Origin of the sequence: Streptomyces sp. NPDC002265, assembly GCF_040296125.1 — a bacterium.
GTDB lineage: Bacteria > Actinomycetota > Actinomycetes > Streptomycetales > Streptomycetaceae > Streptomyces.
Genome location: NZ_JBEOWS010000191.1, coordinates 1 through 18,761, shown reverse-complemented (window position 1 = coordinate 18,761; position 18,761 = coordinate 1). Strand labels below are relative to the sequence as shown.

Annotated in this window: 17 protein-coding genes; 16 read left to right on the top strand and 1 reads right to left on the bottom strand. The window is 71.1% G+C overall.

Annotation, left to right across the window (positions count from 1 at the left end; translation table 11 throughout):
* Positions 1–196: 196 nt before the first annotated feature.
* The 3 genes from ABT085_RS28440 (at position 197) to rpsD (ending at position 3,196) form a co-directional block, all read left to right on the top strand.
* Positions 197–853 (top strand): vitamin K epoxide reductase family protein, encoded by a 657-nt coding sequence (locus tag ABT085_RS28440; RefSeq protein WP_351613862.1) that lies wholly within the window; start codon positions 197–199, stop codon positions 851–853.
* Positions 854–897: 44 nt separating this feature from the next.
* Positions 898–2,253 (top strand): replication-associated recombination protein A, encoded by a 1,356-nt coding sequence (locus ABT085_RS28435; RefSeq protein WP_351613860.1) that lies wholly within the window; start codon positions 898–900, stop codon positions 2,251–2,253.
* A 328-nt stretch (positions 2,254–2,581) separates the two neighbouring features.
* A complete protein-coding gene (gene rpsD, locus ABT085_RS28430; protein WP_351613857.1) occupies positions 2,582–3,196 on the top strand; it encodes a 30S ribosomal protein S4 in 615 nt (204 codons plus the stop codon).
* Between the two features lie 21 nt (positions 3,197–3,217).
* On the opposite strand, the gene ABT085_RS28425 is transcribed toward rpsD, so the two are convergent.
* Positions 3,218–5,407 carry an ATP-binding protein gene (locus ABT085_RS28425; protein ID WP_351613854.1) on the bottom strand — a complete coding sequence of 730 codons (2,190 nt, stop codon included), beginning with the start codon at positions 5,405–5,407 and terminating at the stop codon, positions 3,218–3,220.
* 160 nt (positions 5,408–5,567) lie between these two features.
* Here ABT085_RS28425 and ABT085_RS28420 point away from each other — a divergent pair, with 160 nt between their 5' ends.
* The 13 genes from ABT085_RS28420 (at position 5,568) to nusB (ending at position 18,679) form a co-directional block, all read left to right on the top strand.
* On the top strand, positions 5,568–6,017 hold the full coding sequence (locus ABT085_RS28420; RefSeq protein WP_351613851.1) for a DUF948 domain-containing protein: 450 nt from the start codon (positions 5,568–5,570) through the stop codon (positions 6,015–6,017).
* Positions 6,018–6,024: 7 nt separating this feature from the next.
* On the top strand, positions 6,025–6,369 hold the full coding sequence (locus tag ABT085_RS28415) for a hypothetical protein (RefSeq protein WP_351613849.1): 345 nt from the start codon (positions 6,025–6,027) through the stop codon (positions 6,367–6,369).
* Complete coding sequence (alaS, locus tag ABT085_RS28410; RefSeq protein WP_351613846.1) at positions 6,369–9,041, top strand: alanine--tRNA ligase; 2,673 nt, start codon at positions 6,369–6,371, stop codon at positions 9,039–9,041. Before ABT085_RS28415 ends, alaS begins: the two co-directional genes overlap by 1 nt.
* Before the next feature lie 24 nt (positions 9,042–9,065).
* Complete coding sequence (ruvX, locus tag ABT085_RS28405) at positions 9,066–9,530, top strand: Holliday junction resolvase RuvX (protein ID WP_351613844.1); 465 nt, start codon at positions 9,066–9,068, stop codon at positions 9,528–9,530.
* 123 nt (positions 9,531–9,653) lie between these two features.
* Complete coding sequence (gene mltG, locus ABT085_RS28400; protein ID WP_351613842.1) at positions 9,654–11,393, top strand: endolytic transglycosylase MltG; 1,740 nt, start codon at positions 9,654–9,656, stop codon at positions 11,391–11,393.
* Positions 11,374–12,216 carry a shikimate dehydrogenase gene (locus ABT085_RS28395; RefSeq protein ID WP_351613839.1) on the top strand — a complete coding sequence of 281 codons (843 nt, stop codon included), beginning with the start codon at positions 11,374–11,376 and terminating at the stop codon, positions 12,214–12,216. Before mltG ends, ABT085_RS28395 begins: the two co-directional genes overlap by 20 nt.
* 296 nt (positions 12,217–12,512) lie before the next feature.
* Positions 12,513–13,697 (top strand): chorismate synthase, encoded by a 1,185-nt coding sequence (aroC, locus tag ABT085_RS28390; protein ID WP_351613837.1) that lies wholly within the window; start codon positions 12,513–12,515, stop codon positions 13,695–13,697.
* Positions 13,694–14,209, top strand: coding sequence for a shikimate kinase (locus tag ABT085_RS28385; RefSeq protein WP_351613834.1), 516 nt, complete (start codon positions 13,694–13,696; stop codon positions 14,207–14,209). The genes aroC and ABT085_RS28385 overlap by 4 nt, the downstream gene beginning before the upstream one ends.
* Complete coding sequence (gene aroB / locus ABT085_RS28380; protein ID WP_351613831.1) at positions 14,206–15,297, top strand: 3-dehydroquinate synthase; 1,092 nt, start codon at positions 14,206–14,208, stop codon at positions 15,295–15,297. Before ABT085_RS28385 ends, aroB begins: the two co-directional genes overlap by 4 nt.
* Positions 15,298–15,461: 164 nt before the next feature.
* Entirely contained in the window at positions 15,462–16,367 is a 906-nt protein-coding gene (locus tag ABT085_RS28375) for a Pro-rich N-terminal domain-containing protein (protein ID WP_351613828.1), read from the top strand.
* A gap of 150 nt (positions 16,368–16,517) precedes the next feature.
* Positions 16,518–17,624 carry an aminopeptidase P family protein gene (locus ABT085_RS28370; protein WP_351613826.1) on the top strand — a complete coding sequence of 369 codons (1,107 nt, stop codon included), beginning with the start codon at positions 16,518–16,520 and terminating at the stop codon, positions 17,622–17,624.
* Positions 17,625–17,675: 51 nt separating this feature from the next.
* On the top strand, positions 17,676–18,242 hold the full coding sequence (efp, locus tag ABT085_RS28365; RefSeq protein ID WP_162470102.1) for an elongation factor P: 567 nt from the start codon (positions 17,676–17,678) through the stop codon (positions 18,240–18,242).
* Between the two features lie 2 nt (positions 18,243–18,244).
* Positions 18,245–18,679, top strand: a complete 435-nt coding sequence (nusB, locus tag ABT085_RS28360; protein ID WP_351613823.1) for a transcription antitermination factor NusB — start codon at positions 18,245–18,247, stop codon at positions 18,677–18,679.
* Positions 18,680–18,761 lie beyond the last annotated feature (82 nt).

Here is an 18,761-nt window from a genome sequence, read left to right as displayed (position 1 = left end):
GTACGGGTGGAAGGGCGGCGGTGGCGAAGGGGCACCCGCGCCCGTCTCGTCCCCTGCGGCGACTGGCCGGAACCGGACGCCGGGGCCTGCCGCAGGCGCTTCCTTATCCGCACCGAACGGTGCGCGGCGGCCCCCGTACGGCACAATGGCCCCAGCCCGCAAGCAGGTCCACCTCTCAAGTGACGGAATCGGCGTGATGAGCAAGACGACAGTCAAGGACGTCTCCACCGACCCCGAGCCCGGACGCGCCGCCACCGCGCCGCGCACGGTGGGCGGTAGCCGTGCGTTTGCGATCCTGCTGCTGATCACCGGCGCCGCCGGACTGCTCGCCGCGTGGGTCATCACGATCGACAAGTTCAAGCTCCTCGAGGCCAAGGTCGCAGGCACCACGTTCACGCCCGGCTGCAGCCTCAACCCGGTCGTCTCCTGCGGCAGCGTGATGGAGAGCAAGCAGGCCGCCGCCTTCGGGTTCCCCAACCCGATGCTCGGCCTGGTCTGCTACGGCATCGTGATCTGCGTCGGCATGAGCCTGCTGGCCCGCGCCCGCTTCCCGCGCTGGTACTGGCTCACCTTCAACTTCGGCACCCTCTTCGGGGTGGCCTTCTGCACCTGGCTGCAGTTCCAGTCCCTGTACCGGATCAACGCGCTGTGCCTGTGGTGCTCCCTGGCCTGGGTCGCCACCATCACCATGTTCTGGTACGTGACGTCGTTCAACATCCGCAACGACTTCCTGCCCGCCCCCCGCTGGCTGAAGGGCTTCTTCGGCGAGTTCACCTGGGTCATGCCGGTCCTGCACGTCGGCATCATCGGCATGCTGGTCCTGACCCGCTGGTGGGAGTTCTGGACCAGCTGACCGGTCCGCCGGGATTGTCGGTGCGGTGATTTAGGGTTTCCAGGGTGGAGCCCGATCTGTTCACCGCAGCTGCCGAAGACCGCCAGGAGAAGGACCCCGCAGGGAGCCCCCTGGCGGTCCGTATGCGTCCGCGCACCCTCGACGAGGTGGTGGGCCAGCAGCATCTGCTGAAGTCGGGCTCGCCCCTGCGGCGACTGGTCGGCGAGGGCACGGGCGGTCCCGCGGGACCCTCCTCGGTGATCCTCTGGGGCCCGCCCGGCACCGGCAAGACGACCCTGGCGTACGTGGTCTCCAAGGCCACCGACAAGCGCTTCGTGGAACTGTCCGCGATCACCGCCGGCGTCAAGGAGGTCCGCGCGGTCATCGACGGCGCCCGCCGGGCCAGCGGCGGCTACGGCAAGGAGACCGTCCTCTTCCTCGACGAGATCCACCGGTTCAGCAAGGCCCAGCAGGACTCCCTGCTCCCGGCGGTCGAGAACCGCTGGGTGACCCTGATCGCCGCGACCACCGAGAACCCGTACTTCTCCGTGATCTCACCGCTGCTGTCCCGCTCCCTGCTGCTCACCCTCGAACCGCTCACCGACGACGACCTGCGCGGCCTGCTGCGCCGCGCCCTGGACGACGACCGCGGACTCAAGGGCACCGTCACCCTCCCCGAGGACGCCGAGGACCACCTGCTGCGCATCGCGGGAGGCGACGCCCGCCGCGCCCTCACCGCCCTCGAGGCGGCCGCGGGCGCAGCCCTCGACAAGGGCGAGCCGCTGATCTCGCTGACCACCCTCGAGGAGACCGTCGACCGCGCCGCGGTGAAGTACGACCGCGACGGCGACCAGCACTACGACGTCGCCAGCGCCCTGATCAAGTCCATCCGCGGCTCCGACGTCGACGCGGCCCTGCACTACCTGGCCCGGATGATCGAGGCCGGCGAGGACCCCCGGTTCATCGCCCGCCGCCTGATGATCTCCGCCAGCGAGGACATCGGCCTGGCCGATCCGAACGCCCTGCCCATAGCGGTCGCGGCCGCCCAGGCGGTCGCCATGATCGGCTTCCCCGAGGCCGCCCTCACCCTCAGCCACGCCACCATCGCCCTGGCCCTGGCCCCCAAGTCCAACGCCGCGACCACGGCGATCGGCGCCGCGCTGGACGACGTACGCAGGGGACTGGCCGGACCGGTGCCGCCGCATCTGCGCGACGGGCACTACAAGGGCGCGGCCAAGCTGGGGCACGCGCAGGGCTATGTGTATCCGCACGACGTGCCCGAGGGCATCGCGGCCCAGCAGTACGCGCCGGACGCCCTCAAGGACCGCGAGTACTACACCCCCACCCGGCACGGCACCGAGGCACGCTACGCGGACGCGGTCGAATGGACCAGGAAGCACCTCGGTCGCAGGGCGCCCTGAGCACCCTGTAGAATCCACCGGAGTGCTGAGTCCCGTGTCCGGCCCGTCGTAAGAAGGCGCCGGCATCACCAGAACGGGACATCCAGCCGGAACCCCGCCGCAGGGCGGGGATTCCAGGAGCGTCGCGCACCGTCGAAGGTGTCGCGGGCAGCCCACCACCACCCGGGATCCCGGGAGAGGTCGGTGGGCCACTCGCGTGCTGCACGTATGTGCCCAGACCAGGGAGCGGCTGCCCGCCCCGTCCGCAGGGACGAGACGGGTTTCCCAGGCTGCGGATGCGACCTCCCTTAACTCTGGTGAGCCGAAACCCAGGAAAGAGATACAGACAGTGGCGAATCAGTCCCGCCCCAAGGTCAAGAAGTCGCGTGCCCTCGGCATCGCGCTGACCCCGAAGGCCGTCAAGTACTTCGAGGCCCGCCCCTACCCGCCGGGCGAGCACGGCCGCGGCCGCAAGCAGAACTCGGACTACAAGGTCCGTCTGCTGGAGAAGCAGCGTCTGCGCGCGCAGTACGACGTGTCCGAGCGTCAGCTCGTCCGCGCCTACGAGCGTGCCTCCAAGGTCCAGGGCAAGACCGGTGAGGCCCTGATCATCGAGCTGGAGCGTCGTCTCGACGCGCTGGTCCTGCGTTCGGGCATCGCCCGCACGATCTACCAGGCCCGCCAGATGGTCGTTCACGGCCACATCGAGGTCAACGGCCAGAAGGTCGACAAGCCGTCGTTCCGCGTCCGTCCCGACGACGTCGTGATGGTCCGCGAGCGCAGCCGCGAGAAGCCGCTCTTCCAGGTCGCGCGTGAGGGTGGCTTCGCCCCCGACGGCGAGACCCCGCGCTACCTGCAGGTGAACCTCCGTGCCCTGGCCTTCCGCCTGGACCGCGAGCCGAACCGCAAGGAAGTTCCGGTCATCTGCGACGAGCAGCTGGTCGTCGAGTACTACGCCCGCTGATCACCAGCCGGGTGTAGCACCTCAGCCCGCCGTCTCCCCGCCCTTCCGGGTGGGCGAGACGGCGGGTTCTCGCGTTCCGGCGGCGTCCCGGGCCGGCCGCACCGACCCGCGCGGTCCGGGCAGGGCCTTCAGCGACCGCCCCCGGCCCCGCCCCAGCGCCCGCGCCACCCCGGCCTCCCGGCCCAGCCGCGCCCCCTGCCGGAGGCACTCCTCGTACCTCTCGTCGCCCAGCCGGTCCCGGGCCTTCGTCTCGCACAGTTCGTGCGGGGCGTTGTAGTACGCCGAGCCGAACAGCGGCAGCCCCACCGAGGGCCACATGCCGGCCGCCGCGCCCTGCAGCACCGCGGCCTCCGCCGCGTCGCCCTCGGCGACCGTGACCAGGGCCAGCAGCTCCACCGCCAGCACCGAACCGAGCAGGTCACGGAAGGCATGGGCACCGGCAAGACACTCCGTGAGCAGCTCCCGGGCCCGCGCGAGATCGCCGTCGCGGAAGGCGGCGTACCCGAGGACGTACAGCGCGTAGGAGCGCGTCCACCGCTCCCCGTGGTCCTCGCAGACCTGCCGGACGTCCTCGCAGAGCGTGACCGCGCCCGGCAGATCGCCCTGGAACGCCCGCGCCATGGCCAGCTCGACCTGTCCCATCAGGACGTTGCTGTTGAGCTCGCCGATCTCCTGGTACCGCTCCAGCGCCGAGCGCAGCAGCGTCTCCGCGCGGGCCATGTCGTCCGTGACCAGGGCCAGACAGCCGGTGCGGTGCTCCGCGTAGGCCAGCGCCGTGGGGCTGGCGACCCGCTCCGCCCCCTCCCGGCACTCCTGGAGCGCCGCCAGCGCGGGCACCGCGTCGCCCTGGAGGATCGCGACATAGCCGAGCACCCACAGCGCCTTCAGCCGCGACTGCTCGTTGGCCGTCTGCTCGGTGTCCAGCTGGACGCTGCGCTCCAGCCAGCGCCGTCCCTCCGAGAGCCGGCCGCAGCCCGCCCAGTAGAACCACAGCGAGCCCGCCAGATACTGGCCCAGATGAGCCTCGTCCGGCTCGGTCAGGCAGTACTCCAGGGCGCGGCGCAGGTTCGGCAGCTCCGCCTCGATCCTTGCGGCCACCTCCTGCTGCCGGGGCGAGAACCAGTCCAGCTCGCACCAGGTCGCCAGCCCCATGTACCAGTCGCGGTGGCGCCGCCGCAGCCGGGTCGCGTCGCCCATGGCCTCCAGCCAGTCGGCGCCGTACGCCCGCAGGGTGCCGAGCATCCGGTAGCGCACGCCCGTCGCGGTGTCCTCGCGGGCCACCACGGACTGGGCCAGCAGCTCGGACAGGACGTCGAGGACGTCGTCGGCGTCCAGGCCGTCGCCGCTGCACACGTATTCGACGGCCTCCAGATCGAACGGGCCGGCGAACACCGACAGCCGCGCCCACAGCAGACGTTCCCCCGGCGTGCACAGCTCATGGCTCCAGCCGATCGCCGTGCGCAGCGTCTGGTGGCGCGCCGGGGCGTCCCGGGCACCGCCCGTCAGCAGCCGGAACCGGTCCTCGAACCGGTCGAGCAGCTGTCCGGGGGAGAGGGCCCGCAGCCGCCCGGCCGCCAGCTCGATCGCCAGCGGGATCCCGTCCAGACGCCGGCACAGCTCCCGTACGTCCGGGTCGCCGTCGACCGCCAGTCCCTGCTGCGCGGCGCGGACGGTGAACAGTTCCACGGCCGTGTCCTCGTCCAGCGGGGCGAGCTGGTGCAGTCGCTCACCGGACACGCCGAGCGGCCTGCGGCCCGTGGCGAGCACCCGCAGCCCCGGCGCATGCCGCAGCAGATCGCTGATCAGCGCCGCGCAGGGCTCCACGAGGTGCTCGAACCCGTCGAGGAGGAGCAGGAGTTGACGTCCGTCGAGATGCGCGAGCAGGGTCTCGCGGGGCAGCCGAGTGGTGTGGTCGGTCAGCCCGAGCGCCTCCACGACCGCGTACGCGACGAACTCCGGGTCGCGCAGCGCGGTCAGGTCCACCCGCCACACCCCGTCGCACCGCCCGCCCTCGCCCGGTGCGAGCCGCCCCGCCGCGCAGGCCGCGAGCCGGGACTTGCCGACCCCGCCGGGCCCGGTCACCGTCACCAGTCGTGCCGCGTCGAGCGCTCCGGCCAGCGCGGCGAGTTCGTCCGCCCGCCCCACGAACCGGTCGGTCTCCAGAGGAAGGCTGCCGTGCGGGGAGCGGTCTTCGCGCTGTCGGTCTCGCATGATGCACGGAGCGTACTGACTCGTGTTCATTCCGTACAATCGCCGGACGCGAACACTGGCGGCGCGGGCGGTAATCCGGTACGGAGCCGTGCGCCCGGCGCGATAGGCTCGGTGCACGACTTTTTCGATGTAGAGGCACATTTCAGGGAGCGGGTGCGCAGTGTCCGGTGGAGAGGTGGCCGGGATCCTGGTGGCCGTCTTCTGGGCGATCCTGGTCTCCTTCCTCGCGGTGGCACTGGCGAGGCTGGCCCAGACGCTCAGGGCGACCACCAAGCTCGTGGCGGACGTGACCGAGCAGGCCGTCCCGCTGCTGACCGACGCCTCCGCGGCGGTGCGCTCGGCGCAGACCCAGATCGACCGGGTCGACTCGATCGCGTCGGACGTCCAGGAGGTCACGTCGAACGCCTCGGCGCTGTCGACGACCGTCGCGTCCACCTTCGGCGGTCCCCTGGTGAAGGTCGCCGCCTTCGGCTACGGCGTACGCCGGGCCCTGGGCGCCCGCCGAGGCGACGACGTGCCCGCCAAGGCCCCCCGGCGTACCGTGATCGTGGGCCGTACCGTCCCGGCCTCGCGGCGGGAGAAGCGCAACGCCCGCGGAGAGAGGGACTGACCCAGCGATGTTCCGCCGTACCTTCTGGTTCACCACGGGCGTCGCCGCCGGTGTGTGGGCCACCACCAAGGTCAACCGCAAGCTGAAGCAGCTGACGCCCGAGAGCCTCGCCGCGACCGCGGCGAACAAGGCACTGGAGACGGGCCACCGCCTCAAGGACAGAGCGGTGGGCTTCGCGCTCGACGTCCGCGACAACATGGCCCGGCGGGAGGCCGAGCTGGGCGAGGCCCTCGGGATCCACGCGGACCCCGAACTCCCCGCTCCCCGGCGCTTCGTCGCCATCGAGAACCGCAACAACCCGAAGTACGTCGAGAGGTCGACGTACTCGAACAACCGGAATGAGGACCACTGATGGAGTCGGCTGAGATCCGCCGCCGCTGGCTGAGCTTCTTCGAGGAGCGCGGGCACACCGTCGTCCCTTCGGCGTCGCTCATCGCGGACGACCCGACTCTGCTCCTGGTCCCGGCCGGCATGGTGCCCTTCAAGCCCTACTTCCTGGGCGAGGTCAAGCCGCCGTTCGCGCGCGCCACCAGCGTGCAGAAGTGTGTGCGCACGCCCGACATCGAAGAGGTCGGCAAGACCACCCGGCACGGCACGTTCTTCCAGATGTGCGGCAACTTCTCCTTCGGCGACTACTTCAAGGAAGGCGCCATCAAGCACGCCTGGGAGCTGCTCACCAGCCCCCAGGACAAGGGTGGTTACGGCCTTGAGCCGGAGAAGCTCTGGATCACCGTCTACAAGGACGACGACGAGGCCGAGCGCATCTGGCACGAGGTCGTGGGCGTGCCCAAGGAGCGCATCCAGCGCCTGGGCATGAAGGACAACTACTGGTCCATGGGCGTACCCGGACCGTGCGGCCCCTGCTCCGAGATCAACTACGACCGCGGCCCCGAGTTCGGCGTCGAGGGCGGCCCGGCCGTCAACGACGAGCGGTACGTGGAGATCTGGAACCTCGTCTTCATGCAGTTCGAGCGGGGCGAGGGCATCGGCAAGGACAACTTCGAGATCCTCGGGGAACTGCCGAGCAAGAACATCGACACGGGCCTCGGCCTGGAGCGCCTCGCCATGATTCTGCAGGGCGTGCAGAACATGTACGAGATCGACACCTCGATGGCCGTCATCAACAAGGCCACCGAGCTGACCGGTGTCGCCTACGGCGCCGCCCACGAGTCCGACGTGTCCCTGCGCGTGGTCACCGACCACATGCGGACCTCCGTGATGCTCATCGGCGACGGCGTGACCCCCGGCAACGAGGGCCGCGGTTACGTCCTGCGCCGCATCATGCGCCGCGCCATCCGCAACATGCGTCTGCTCGGTGCCACGGGACCGGTGGTCAAGGATCTCATCGACACCGTGATCGCGATGATGGGGCAGCAGTACCCGGAGCTGGTCACCGACCGCGAGCGCATCGAGACGGTGGCCCTCGCCGAGGAGACCCGCTTCCTCAAGACGCTGAACGCCGGCACCAACGTCCTGGACACCGCCGTCACCGAGACCAAGGCCTCCGGCGGCACCGTCCTGGCCGGCGACAAGGCGTTCCTGCTCCACGACACCTGGGGCTTCCCGATCGACCTCACCCTGGAGATGGCCGCCGAGCAGGGCCTGTCCGTGGACGAGGACGGCTTCCGCAGGCTGATGAAGGAGCAGCGGGAGCGCGCCAAGGCCGACGCCCAGGCCAAGAAGACCGGCCACGCCGGGGTCGGCGCCTACCGCGAGATCGCCGACAAGGCCGGCGAGACCGACTTCACGGGCTACACCGACACCGAGACGGAGTCGACGATCGTCGGCATCCTCGTCGACGGCGTCTCCTCCCCGGCCGCCGGCGAGGGCGACGAGGTCGAGATCGTCCTCGACCGCACCCCGTTCTACGCCGAGGGCGGCGGCCAGATCGGCGACACCGGCCGGATCAAGGTCGACTCCGGTGCCGTCATCGAGATCCGCGACACCCAGAAGCCGGTCCCGGGCGTGTACGTGCACAAGGGCGTCGTCCAGGTCGGCGAGGTGACCCTCGGTGCCAAGGCCCACGCCTCGATCGACGGCCGCCGCCGCAAGGCGATCGCCCGCGCCCACTCGGCCACGCACCTCACCCACCAGGCCCTGCGCGACGCCCTCGGCCCGACGGCCGCCCAGGCCGGTTCCGAGAACCAGCCCGGCCGCTTCCGCTTCGACTTCGGTTCCCCGGCCGCCGTCCCGACGGCCGTGATGACCGACGTCGAGCAGAAGATCAACGAGGTGCTCGCCCGGGACCTGGACGTGCACGCCGAGATCCTCAGCCTCGACGAGGCCAAGAAGCAGGGCGCCATCGCCGAGTTCGGCGAGAAGTACGGCGAGCGGGTCCGCGTCGTGACCATCGGCGACTTCTCCAAGGAGCTCTGCGGCGGCACGCACGTGCACAACACCGCCCAGCTCGGTCTGGTGAAGCTGCTCGGCGAGTCGTCGATCGGTTCCGGCGTCCGCCGGATCGAGGCCCTCGTCGGCGTGGACGCCTACAACTTCCTGGCCCGTGAGCACACGGTCGTCGCCCAGCTCCAGGAGCTGATCAAGGGCCGTCCGGAGGAGCTCCCGGAGAAGGTCTCCGCCATGCTCGGCAAGCTGAAGGACGCCGAGAAGGAGATCGAGAAGTTTCGCGCGGAGAAGGTCCTCCAGGCTGCCGCCGGTCTGGCCGAGTCCGCCAAGGACGTACGCGGTGTGGCGCTCGTCACCGGTCAGGTCCCGGACGGCACCACGGCCGACGACCTGCGCAAGCTGGTCCTCGACGTGCGCGGCCGCATCCAGGGCGGACGGGCCGCGGTGGTCGCCCTGTTCACCACGGTGGGCGGCAAGCCGCTGACGGTCATCGCCACCAACGAGGCCGCCCGCGAGCGTGGCCTCAAGGCCGGCGACCTGGTCCGCACGGCCGCCAAGACGCTCGGCGGCGGCGGTGGCGGCAAGCCGGACGTCGCCCAGGGCGGCGGCCAGAACGCGGCCGCCGTCGGCGAGGCCGTCGAGGCCGTCGAGCGACTGGTCGCCGAGACCGCGAAGTAAGAAAAGCAAGAAACGGTCGAGAAGATGAGAAGAGGACGTCGACTCGCGATCGACGTCGGGGACGCCCGCATCGGGGTTGCCTCGTGCGACCCCGACGGGATCCTCGCCACTCCGGTGGAGACCGTCCCCGGACGGGACATCCCGGCGGCGCACCGTAGGCTGAGGCAACTCGTCGAGGAGTACGAACCCATCGAGGTCGTGGTCGGTCTGCCTCGCTCCCTCAAGGGGGGCGAGGGTCCGGCCGCGGCCAAGGTCCGCGGTTTCGCCGAGGAGCTCGCCCGGGGCATCGCCCCGGTCGGGGTCCGCCTTGTCGACGAGCGGATGACGACGGTGACGGCCAGTCAGGGACTGCGGGCCTCGGGAGTGAAATCCAAGAAGGGCCGGTCGGTCATCGACCAGGCGGCGGCCGTCATCATTCTTCAGCAGGCGCTGGAATCCGAACGGGTGTCAGGCAATCCACCCGGTGAGGGCGTCGAAGTGGTCATCTGATCGCGATACGGTAACGTTCCGCGCGATGCAGTGGTGTTCGAACAGCCGCCGCACAGAAATGAGGCGGAACGTCCACCGGCCCTTGAAGCCGCGGGATCGCCGCCTCGCGGCTCTAGGGGATCGATGACTGAGTATGGCCGGGGCCAAGGCTCCGAACCGTGGCATCCGCAGGACCCGGCGTACGGGGACGGCGGATGGGAAGGGCAGCAGGCCCAGGCGGCCCATCAGTCTGCCTACGGCGGCCAGCCGCAGCACTATCCGCAGCCGCAGCAACCGGGATACGGCGACTGGGGGCAGGGCGGTCAGCAGGCCGCCTACGACGGCTCGCAGCAGTACGACCAGCAGGCCGTCCAGTACCAGCAGCAGTACAACCAGCAGCAGTACGACCAGCAGCAGTACGACCAGCAGCAGTACGACCAGCAGCACTACGCCGACCAGCAGTCGCAGCAGCAGTACCAGCAGGGCGGCTGGGACGGCACGGGCACGCACGCGCACGTCCCCTACGCGGCCGACCCGGGTGACCCCTACGGCCAGCAGGCCGCCGCGTACGGCGCCGAGCAGCCCGATCTCTACGGTACCCCCGAGGCGTATCCGCCGCCGGAGCCGCCGAGCCGGCGGCGCGCCGAACCGGAACCCAAGGTCGACTGGGACCCGGGTCCCGACGAGGGCGAACACGCCTTCTTCGCGGGCGGCGACGACGAGGGCAACGACGACGGCACCGACGAGCCGGACGGCCGCGGCGGCCGGGGCGACAAGCGGGGCAAGGGCGGCGCCACGGGCAAGAAGCGCCGCAACGGCTGCGCGTGCCTGGTGGTGGCCCTGGTGTTCGGCGGAGGCCTCGCCGGTGTCAGCTATTTCGGCTACCAGTACTACCAAAATCGTTTCGGCGCGGCGCCCGACTACGCGGGCGCCGGCACCGACGAGACGGTGACCGTCGAGATCCCCAAGGGGGCCGGCGGCTACGACATCGGGATCAGGCTGAAGGAGGCCGGTGTCGTCAAGAGCGTCGACGCGTTCGTCTCCGCGCAGCAGCAGAATCCCCAGGGCACTTCGATCCAGGCCGGCGCGTACATCCTGCGGAAGGAGATGTCCGCGGCGAGCGCCGTCAAGATGATGCTCGACCCGAAGAGCCAGGCCAATCTCATCGTCAAGCCGGGCGAGCGGAACGCGGCCGTCTACAAGGACATCGACGCCAGGCTGGGCCTTTCCGCAGGCGCCACCAATAAGGTGGCCAAGGAGCAGTACAAGAACCTCGGAATGCCGAAGTGGGCGACCGGCGGCAGTGACGTCAAGGACCCGCTGGAGGGCTTCCTCTTCCCCGGCACCTATCCCGCGGCCAAGGGCATGAAGCCCGAGGCGGTCCTGAAACAGATGGTCGAGCAGGCGAACGAGGTCTACACGAGGTACGACCTCGTGAACAAGGCCAAGTCGTTCGACCTGGAGAACCCGTTGCAGCTCGTCACGGTCTCCAGCCTCGTCCAGGCGGAGGGCAAGACGCACGACGACTTCCGCAAGATGGCGGAGGTCATCTACAACCGCCTCAAGCCGACGAACACCGAGACCAACCAGAAGCTCCAGTTCGACTCGACCTTCAATTACCTGAAGGGCGAGAGCAAAATCCATATCAGCGAGTCCGAGATCAACAGCAACAAGGACCCGTACAACACCTATACGAACCGGGGTCTGCCGCCCGGTCCCATCGGAAACCCCGGCGAGGACGCGCTGAAGGCGGCGTTGAATCCGACCGACGACGGCTGGCTGTATTTCGTGGCGACCGACGGTCAGAACAACACCGAATTCGCGAAGACCTACGAGGAATTCCAGAAACTCAAGGAAAGGTTCAATGCCAGCAGCGGCAACTGAGGCGCGTCGGGCCGCCGTACTCGGTTCACCGATCGCCCACTCGCTCTCCCCGGTGCTGCACCGCGCCGCGTACGCCCGGCTGGGGCTCGACGGCTGGACGTACGAGCGGTTCGACGTGGACGAGGCGGGCCTGCCTGCTTTCTTCGCGGACCTCGGCCCGCAGTGGGCAGGGCTGTCGCTGACCATGCCGCTCAAGCGGGCCGTCATCCCGCTGCTCGACGAGATCAGCGAGACGGCGGCCGCGGTCGAGGCCGTCAACACGGTGGTGTTCACCGAGGACGGCCGCCGGGTCGGCGACAACACCGACGTCCCCGGCATGGTCGCCGCGCTGCGCGAGCGGGGGATCGAACAGGTCGACACCGCGGCCGTGCTCGGCGCCGGTGCCACCGCCTCCTCCGCGCTGGCCGCGCTGGCCCGGATCTGCACCGGTGAGGTCGTCGCCTACGTACGCAGCGAGGCGCGCGCCGCCGAGATGCGGCAGTGGGGCGAGCGGCTGGAGGTGGAGGTCCACACCGCCGACTGGACGGACGCGGCCGAGGCGCTGCGCTTCCCGCTCGTCGTCGCCACCACCCCGGCCGGTACGACGGACGCGCTGGCCGGCGCCGTGCCCGAGCGGCCCGCCACCCTCTTCGACGTCCTCTACGACCCCTGGCCCACCACCCTCGCGGCCCGCTGGTCGATGTACGGCGGCGCCGTCGTCGGCGGACTCGACCTGCTGGTCCACCAGGCGGTGCTCCAGGTCGAGCAGATGACCGGCCACGCCCCGGCACCGCTGGAGGCCATGCGCCAGGCCGGCGAGCAGGCCCTGGCCGCCAGACACTAGGGGCAGCGGCACCGGGCCCCGGACCCGCGGCTGTGCTCCTCGGGCCCGGCCGGCGACCTTCGGGGCCCCGGCCGACGCCCGATCCCGGGCCCTCGGCACGCCCTCTTCGTACCCCGGCACATTCCCGGTGGGCCCTCGCCGCGCGTCCGCTGGTTGGACCGGCGGCCGGGTCCGCCCCGGGAACGTGGGAGGATCGGAGGTGGCGGGCCGGGGCCGCGCACCCGGTAGCGCCGTCGCCGTACGCGAGGACGCGCGTACGCAGGGCAGTACCAGGGCGCGAGCACTGAGGAGCACCGTTGAGCAGGCTGCGTTGGCTGACCGCGGGGGAATCCCACGGTCCCGCACTCGTCGCGACGCTGGAGGGCCTTCCCGCCGGCGTGCCGATCACCACGGAGATGGTGGCGGATCATCTGGCGAGGCGGCGGCTGGGCTATGGGCGCGGTGCGCGGATGAAGTTCGAGCGGGACGAGGTCACGTTCCTCGGCGGCGTCCGGCACGGACTGACCATGGGCTCCCCGGTCGCGGTCATGGTCGGCAACACCGAATGGCCCAAGTGGGAGAAGGTCATGTCGGCCGACCCCGTGGACCCGGCGGAGCTCGCCGAACTCGCCCGCAACGCGCCGTTGACCCGGCCGCGGCCGGGCCACGCCGACCTGGCCGGCATGCAGAAGTACGGCTTCGACGAGGCCCGCCCGATCCTGGAGCGCGCCTCCGCCCGGGAGACCGCGGCCCGGGTCGCGCTCGGCGCCGTCGCCCGCTCGTACCTCAAGGAGACGGCCGGGATCGAGATCGTCTCGCACGTGGTGGAACTGGCCGCCGCCAAGGCGCCCTACGGCGTCCTGCCGACACCCGCCGACGTCGAGCGGCTGGACGCCGACCCGGTGCGCTGCCTGGACGCGGACGCGTCGAAGGCGATGGTCGCGGAGATCGACCAGGCCCACAAGGACGGCGACACCCTCGGCGGTGTCGTCGAGGTCCTCGCCTACGGCGTGCCCGTCGGCCTGGGCTCGCACGTGCACTGGGACCGCCGGCTGGACGCGCGCCTGGCCGCCGCCCTCATGGGCATCCAGGCGATCAAGGGCGTCGAGGTCGGCGACGGCTTCGACCTGGCCCGGGTGCCCGGCTCCAAGGCGCACGACGAGATCCTCACCACCGCCGACGGCATCCGGCGGGCCACCGGCCGCTCCGGCGGCACCGAGGGCGGCCTGACCACCGGCGAGCTGCTGCGGGTGCGGGCCGCGATGAAGCCCATCGCGACCGTGCCGAGGGCCCTTCAGACGGTGGACGTCGCCACCGGCGAGGCCGCCCAGGCGCACCACCAGCGCTCGGACGTGTGCGCGGTCCCCGCGGCCGGCATCGTCGCCGAGGCGATGGTCGCGCTGGTGCTGGCGGACGCGGTGGCGGAGAAGTTCGGCGGCGACAGCGTCACCGAGACCCGCCGCAACGTGCGGTCGTACCTCGACCACCTGCACATCCGATGAGCGGGCCGCTGGTCGTCCTGGTCGGCCCGATGGGCGTCGGCAAGTCCACCGTCGGGCAGCTCCTCGCCGAACGGCTGGGCGTCGCCTACCGGGACAGCGACGACGACATCGTCGCCGAGCAGGGACGCACGATCGCGGAGATCTTCGTCGACGAGGGCGAGAGCGCCTTCCGTGTGATCGAGAAGCAGTCCGTGCAGCGCGCGCTGGCCGGCCACGACGGCGTGCTGGCGCTGGGCGGCGGCGCGGTGCTCGACGCCGGCACGCGCGCCCTGCTGGCCGGGCACCGGGTGGTGTACCTCTCGATGGACGTCGAGGAGGCCGTCAAGCGCACCGGCCTCAACACGGCCCGCCCGCTGCTCGCCGTCAACCCGCGCAAGCAGTGGCGCGAGCTGATGGAGGCCCGCCGGCATCTGTACGAGGAGATCGCCACGGCCGTCGTGGCGACGGACGGCCGTACCCCCGAAGAGGTCACCCAGGCCGCCCTGGACGCACTGGAGTTGAAGGAAGCATGAGCGAGTCTGTGACGCGGATCCAGGTCGGCGGCAGCGCGGGATCCGCGCCGTACGAGGTCCTGGTCGGGCGTCAGCTGCTGGGCGAGCTCGGCGCGCTGATCGGCGACAGGGCCCAGCGGGTCGCGGTCATCCACCCCGAGGCGCTGGCCGAGACCGGGGACGCGCTCCGCGCCGACCTGGCCGAGCAGGGCTACGAGGCCGTCGCCATCCAGGTGCCCAACGCGGAGGAGGCCAAGACCGCCGAGGTCGCCGCCTACTGCTGGAAGGCGCTCGGCCAGTGCGGGTTCACCCGCACCGACGTCGTCGTGGGCGTCGGCGGCGGCGCCACCACGGACCTCGCCGGCTTCGTGGCCGCGACCTGGCTGCGCGGGGTGCGCTGGATCGCCGTACCGACCACCGTGCTCGCCATGGTGGACGCGGCCGTCGGCGGCAAGACCGGCATCAACACGGCCGAGGGCAAGAACCTCGTCGGCGCCTTCCACCCGCCGGCCGGGGTGCTGTGCGACCTGGCCGCGCTGGACTCCCTCCCGGTCAACGACTACGTCTCCGGCCTCGCCGAGATCATCAAGGCCGGCTTCATCGCCGACCCGGCGATCCTCGACCTGATCGAGTCCGACCCCGCCGCCGCCCGCACCCCCGCGGGCCCGCACACCGCCGAGCTCATCGAACGCTCCATCAGGGTCAAGGCCGACGTCGTGTCGTCCGACCTGAAGGAGTCGGGACTGCGGGAGATCCTGAACTACGGTCACACGCTCGCGCACGCCATCGAGAAGAACGAGCGCTACAAGTGGCGCCACGGCGCCGCGGTCTCGGTCGGCATGCACTTCGCCGCCGAACTGGGCCGTCTGGCCGGCCGTCTCGACGACGCCACGGCGGACCGCCACCGCACGGTCCTGGAGTCCGTCGGTCTTCCGCTGCACTACCGCTACGACCAGTGGCCCAAGCTGCTGGAGGCCATGAAGGTCGACAAGAAGTCCCGCGGCAACCTGCTGCGTTTCATCGTGCTCGACGGACTGGCCAAGCCGACCGTCCTGGAGGGACCGGACCCGGCCGTCCTGCTCGCCGCGTACGGAGAAGTGGGCCAGTAAGTACCGCAACACCCGATCCGTCCGGGCCTCTTCGCACGCCAGGGCACTACGGACCGCCCCCGGCCGTTCACCAAAGGACAGCCTGGGGCGGTACCGTTCAGTAGCGAACGGGGTATGCACCCCGTGCCCTCGCCCATTGCCTGTACGAGACGGAGTGGCACCGGATGCAGCACGCAGTGGGTTCTCCGCTGCCGCAGCCCCACCAGCCGGGGCACGGTCCGGCCGCCGGCTGGTCGCCGGCCGCACAACACCAGGGACCGCACCACCAGGGCGCGCACCAGGGGCCCGCCCCGGTGCCGCCTCCCGCGGCGCCCGGATACATCGGACCACCGGCGCCGGGGCCGATCCCGCCCGTGCCGCCGGTGCCACCGCCGGCTACGCCGTACGCGGTCTCGCAGCACCTTCAGACGCCGGTTCCGGCCCCTGACACCACCGGGCATGTCCCGTTGCCGCCCGGCGGTCCCGTCGCCATGCCGGCCCCGCCGCCCGCTGCCGCCGCGCCCGACCCGTCGGCCACCACCCTCGCGGTGCTGCTCATCGGCCCCGCGGGAGCCGGCAAGACCAGCGTCGCCAAGTACTGGGCGGACCACCGCCGGGTGCCCACCGCGCACATCAGCCTCGACGACGTGCGCGAATGGGTCCGGGCGGGGTTCGCCGACCCGCAGTCCGGGTGGAACGACAACTCCGAGGCGCAGTACCGGCTGGCCCGCCGCACCTGCGGGTTCGCCGCGCGCAACTTCCTGGCCAACGGCATCTCGTGCATTCTCGACGACGCCGTCTTCCCCGACCGTCCGGTCGTCGGGCTCGGCGGCTGGAAGCGGCACGTGGGGCCCGGTCTGCTGCCGGTCGTGCTGCTGCCCGGCCTGGACATCGTCCTGGAGCGCAACGCCGAGCGCCGCGGCAACCGCCGGCTGACCGACGAGGAGGTCGCCCGGATCCACGGCCGGATGGCCGGGTGGTACGGCTCGGGGCTGCCGATCATCGACAACTCGCAACTGGACGTACCCGCGACGGCACGGGTCCTGGACGACGTACTGGCCCGCTCGATCGCGAGCCCGCCGCAGTGGTGACCGGCCGGGCCGCCGCCACGCCGGACGGCCCGTCCGCCGTCGCCGCGGGCGGGGCGTCGCGGGGTCTCGGGCGGTAGGTCCCCCGAACGGAGCCCGCCCACACGGCCCTCTCGAACGGCGGGATCCGGCCACTGCTCGTAGGCTCGGCTCATGTCAGAGGTGTACGCGGCCCGCCGGACGCGGCTACGAGAGCGCTGCAACGCGGGCGGCAGCGCGGCGGCGCTCGTCTCCCGGGCCGCCAATGTGCGCTATCTCGCGGGCGCCGCCCCGCGCGAGGCAGTCCTGCTCCTGGGAAAGCGCGAGGACCTGCTGGTCTGTGCCGTCCCGCCGGACGAGCGGCCCGCCGAGGGCCGCCCCGACGAGGCGCTGCGCGTCCATGTCCTGTCCGGACCCGGCGGTGATCCGGCGGTCGCGGCCGCCGATCTCGTCGCGGCCCAGGGCGCCGACTCCGTGGCCGTCGAGGAGCACCACCTCACCGTGGCCCGGCACCGCGCCATCGGCTCGGTCGCTCCCGGGCTGCGCCTGGCCGACCTCGGCGGCGCGGTCGAGCAGCTGCGGGTGGTCAAGGACGAGGAGGAGATCTCCTGTCTGCGGATCGGGGCGGAGATCGCCGACCAGGCCCTCGGCGAGCTGCTGGAGTCCATCCTGGTCGGGCGGACCGAGCGCCACCTCGCCCTGGAGCTGGAGCGGCGCCTGGTCGACCACGGGGCCGACGGTCCCGCCTTCGCGACCTCCGTCGCCACCGGCCCGAACTCCGGGCTGCGCGGCCACGCGCCCACCGACCGCAGGGTCGAGGAGGGCGACTTCCTCTCGGTCTGTCTCGGCGCGACCTACCACGGCTACCGCTGCGAGATCGGCCGTACCTTCGTCATCGGCACCTCGCCCGCCGACTGGCAGATCGAGCTCTACGACCTCGTCTTCGCCGCCCAGCGCGCCGCGCGCGAGTCCCTGACACCCGGTGCGGCCTATCGCGACGTGGACAGTGCCGCACGTCACGTACTGGGCTCCGCGGGGTACCGCGAGGGCCTTCCACCGCTCACCGGGCACGGTGTGGGACTCGAAATCGACGAGGACCCGCAGCTGGCTCCCGCAGCCATGGGTAAACTGGACGCTTGCGTGCCGGTCACCGTCGAACCGGGGGTTCACCTCCCGGGCCGGGGCGGCGTCCGGATCGATGACACGCTCGTCGTACGCCCCGAGGCGGACGGCGGACCCGAGCTACTCACCATCACGACCAAGGAGCTGCTCGCCCTGTAGGCAGGTGCGTGCGCCGGGGTCGTCCACGTCAGTCCAGGAGATTCCGCAACCGTGGCTTCCACGAACGACCTCAAGAACGGCCTGGTGCTCAAGCTCGAAGGCGGCCAGCTCTGGTCCGTCGTCGAGTTCCAGCACGTCAAGCCCGGCAAGGGCCCTGCCTTCGTGCGCACCAAGCTGAAGAACGTGCTTTCCGGCAAGGTCGTCGACAAGACGTTCAACGCCGGTGTCAAGGTCGAGACGGCCACTGTCGACAAGCGCGACATGCAGTTCTCGTACATGGACGGCGAGTACTTCGTCTTCATGGACATGGACACGTACGACCAGCTGATGATCGACCGCAAGACGGTCGGCGACGCGGCCAACTTCCTCATCGAGGGCTTCACGGCCGTCGTCGCCCAGCACGAGGGCGAGGTGCTCTTCGTCGAGCTGCCCGCCGCCGTCGAGCTGGTCATCCAGGAGACCGAGCCGGGTGTCCAGGGCGACCGCTCCACCGGCGGTACCAAGCCCGCCACGCTGGAGACCGGCCACCAGATCCAGGTCCCGCTCTTCATCACCACCGGTGAGAAGATCAAGGTGGACACCCGCACGAGCGACTACCTCGGCCGGGTGAACAGCTAACCGTGGCTGCCCGCAACACGGCCCGCAAGCGCGCCTTCCAGATCCTCTTCGAGGGTGACCAGCGCGGCGCGGACGTCCTGACGGTCCTCGCGGACTGGATCCGGCTCTCCCGGACCGACGACCGGCAGCCGCCGGTGAGCGAGTACACGATGCAGCTGGTCGAGGGGTACGCGCAGCACGCGCGGCGCATCGACGAGCTGATCGCGCAGTACTCGGTCGGCTGGACGCTCGACCGGATGCCGGTCGTCGACCGCAACCTCCTGCGTCTCGGCGCCTACGAGCTGATCTGGGTCGACGAGACCCCGGACGCCGTGGTGCTGGACGAGATGGTGCAGCTGGCGAAGGAGTTCTCCACGGACGAGTCGCCCTCGTTCGTCAACGGCCTGCTCGGCCGTCTGAAGGAGCTCAAGCCTTCGCTGCGTCGCGACGAGGCATAAGCGGTAACGGAAGACGGGGAAACCCCCTGCATGGTCGTCGACTTGCCCGAGCCGTTGGGCCCGAGGAAGCCGGTGACGGCAC

What these genes read in the sequence shown, in the direction of transcription:
- ABT085_RS28395 (WP_351613839.1), top strand. Translation starts at nt 11,374, where the DNA reads ATGCCAGCAGCGGCAACTGAGGCGCGTCGGGCCGCCGTACTCGGTTCA.
- mltG (WP_351613842.1), top strand. Translation starts at nt 9,654, where the DNA reads ATGACTGAGTATGGCCGGGGCCAAGGCTCCGAACCGTGGCATCCGCAG.
- ABT085_RS28415 (WP_351613849.1), top strand. Translation starts at nt 6,025, where the DNA reads ATGTTCCGCCGTACCTTCTGGTTCACCACGGGCGTCGCCGCCGGTGTG.
- ABT085_RS28375 (WP_351613828.1), top strand. Translation starts at nt 15,462, where the DNA reads ATGCAGCACGCAGTGGGTTCTCCGCTGCCGCAGCCCCACCAGCCGGGG.
- alaS (WP_351613846.1), top strand. Translation starts at nt 6,369, where the DNA reads ATGGAGTCGGCTGAGATCCGCCGCCGCTGGCTGAGCTTCTTCGAGGAG.
- ruvX (WP_351613844.1), top strand. Translation starts at nt 9,066, where the DNA reads ATGAGAAGAGGACGTCGACTCGCGATCGACGTCGGGGACGCCCGCATC.
- ABT085_RS28370 (WP_351613826.1), top strand. Translation starts at nt 16,518, where the DNA reads ATGTCAGAGGTGTACGCGGCCCGCCGGACGCGGCTACGAGAGCGCTGC.
- aroB (WP_351613831.1), top strand. Translation starts at nt 14,206, where the DNA reads ATGAGCGAGTCTGTGACGCGGATCCAGGTCGGCGGCAGCGCGGGATCC.
- ABT085_RS28440 (WP_351613862.1), top strand. Translation starts at nt 197, where the DNA reads ATGAGCAAGACGACAGTCAAGGACGTCTCCACCGACCCCGAGCCCGGA.
- ABT085_RS28425 (WP_351613854.1), bottom strand. Translation starts at nt 5,407, where the DNA reads ATGCGAGACCGACAGCGCGAAGACCGCTCCCCGCACGGCAGCCTTCCT.
- ABT085_RS28385 (WP_351613834.1), top strand. Translation starts at nt 13,694, where the DNA reads ATGAGCGGGCCGCTGGTCGTCCTGGTCGGCCCGATGGGCGTCGGCAAG.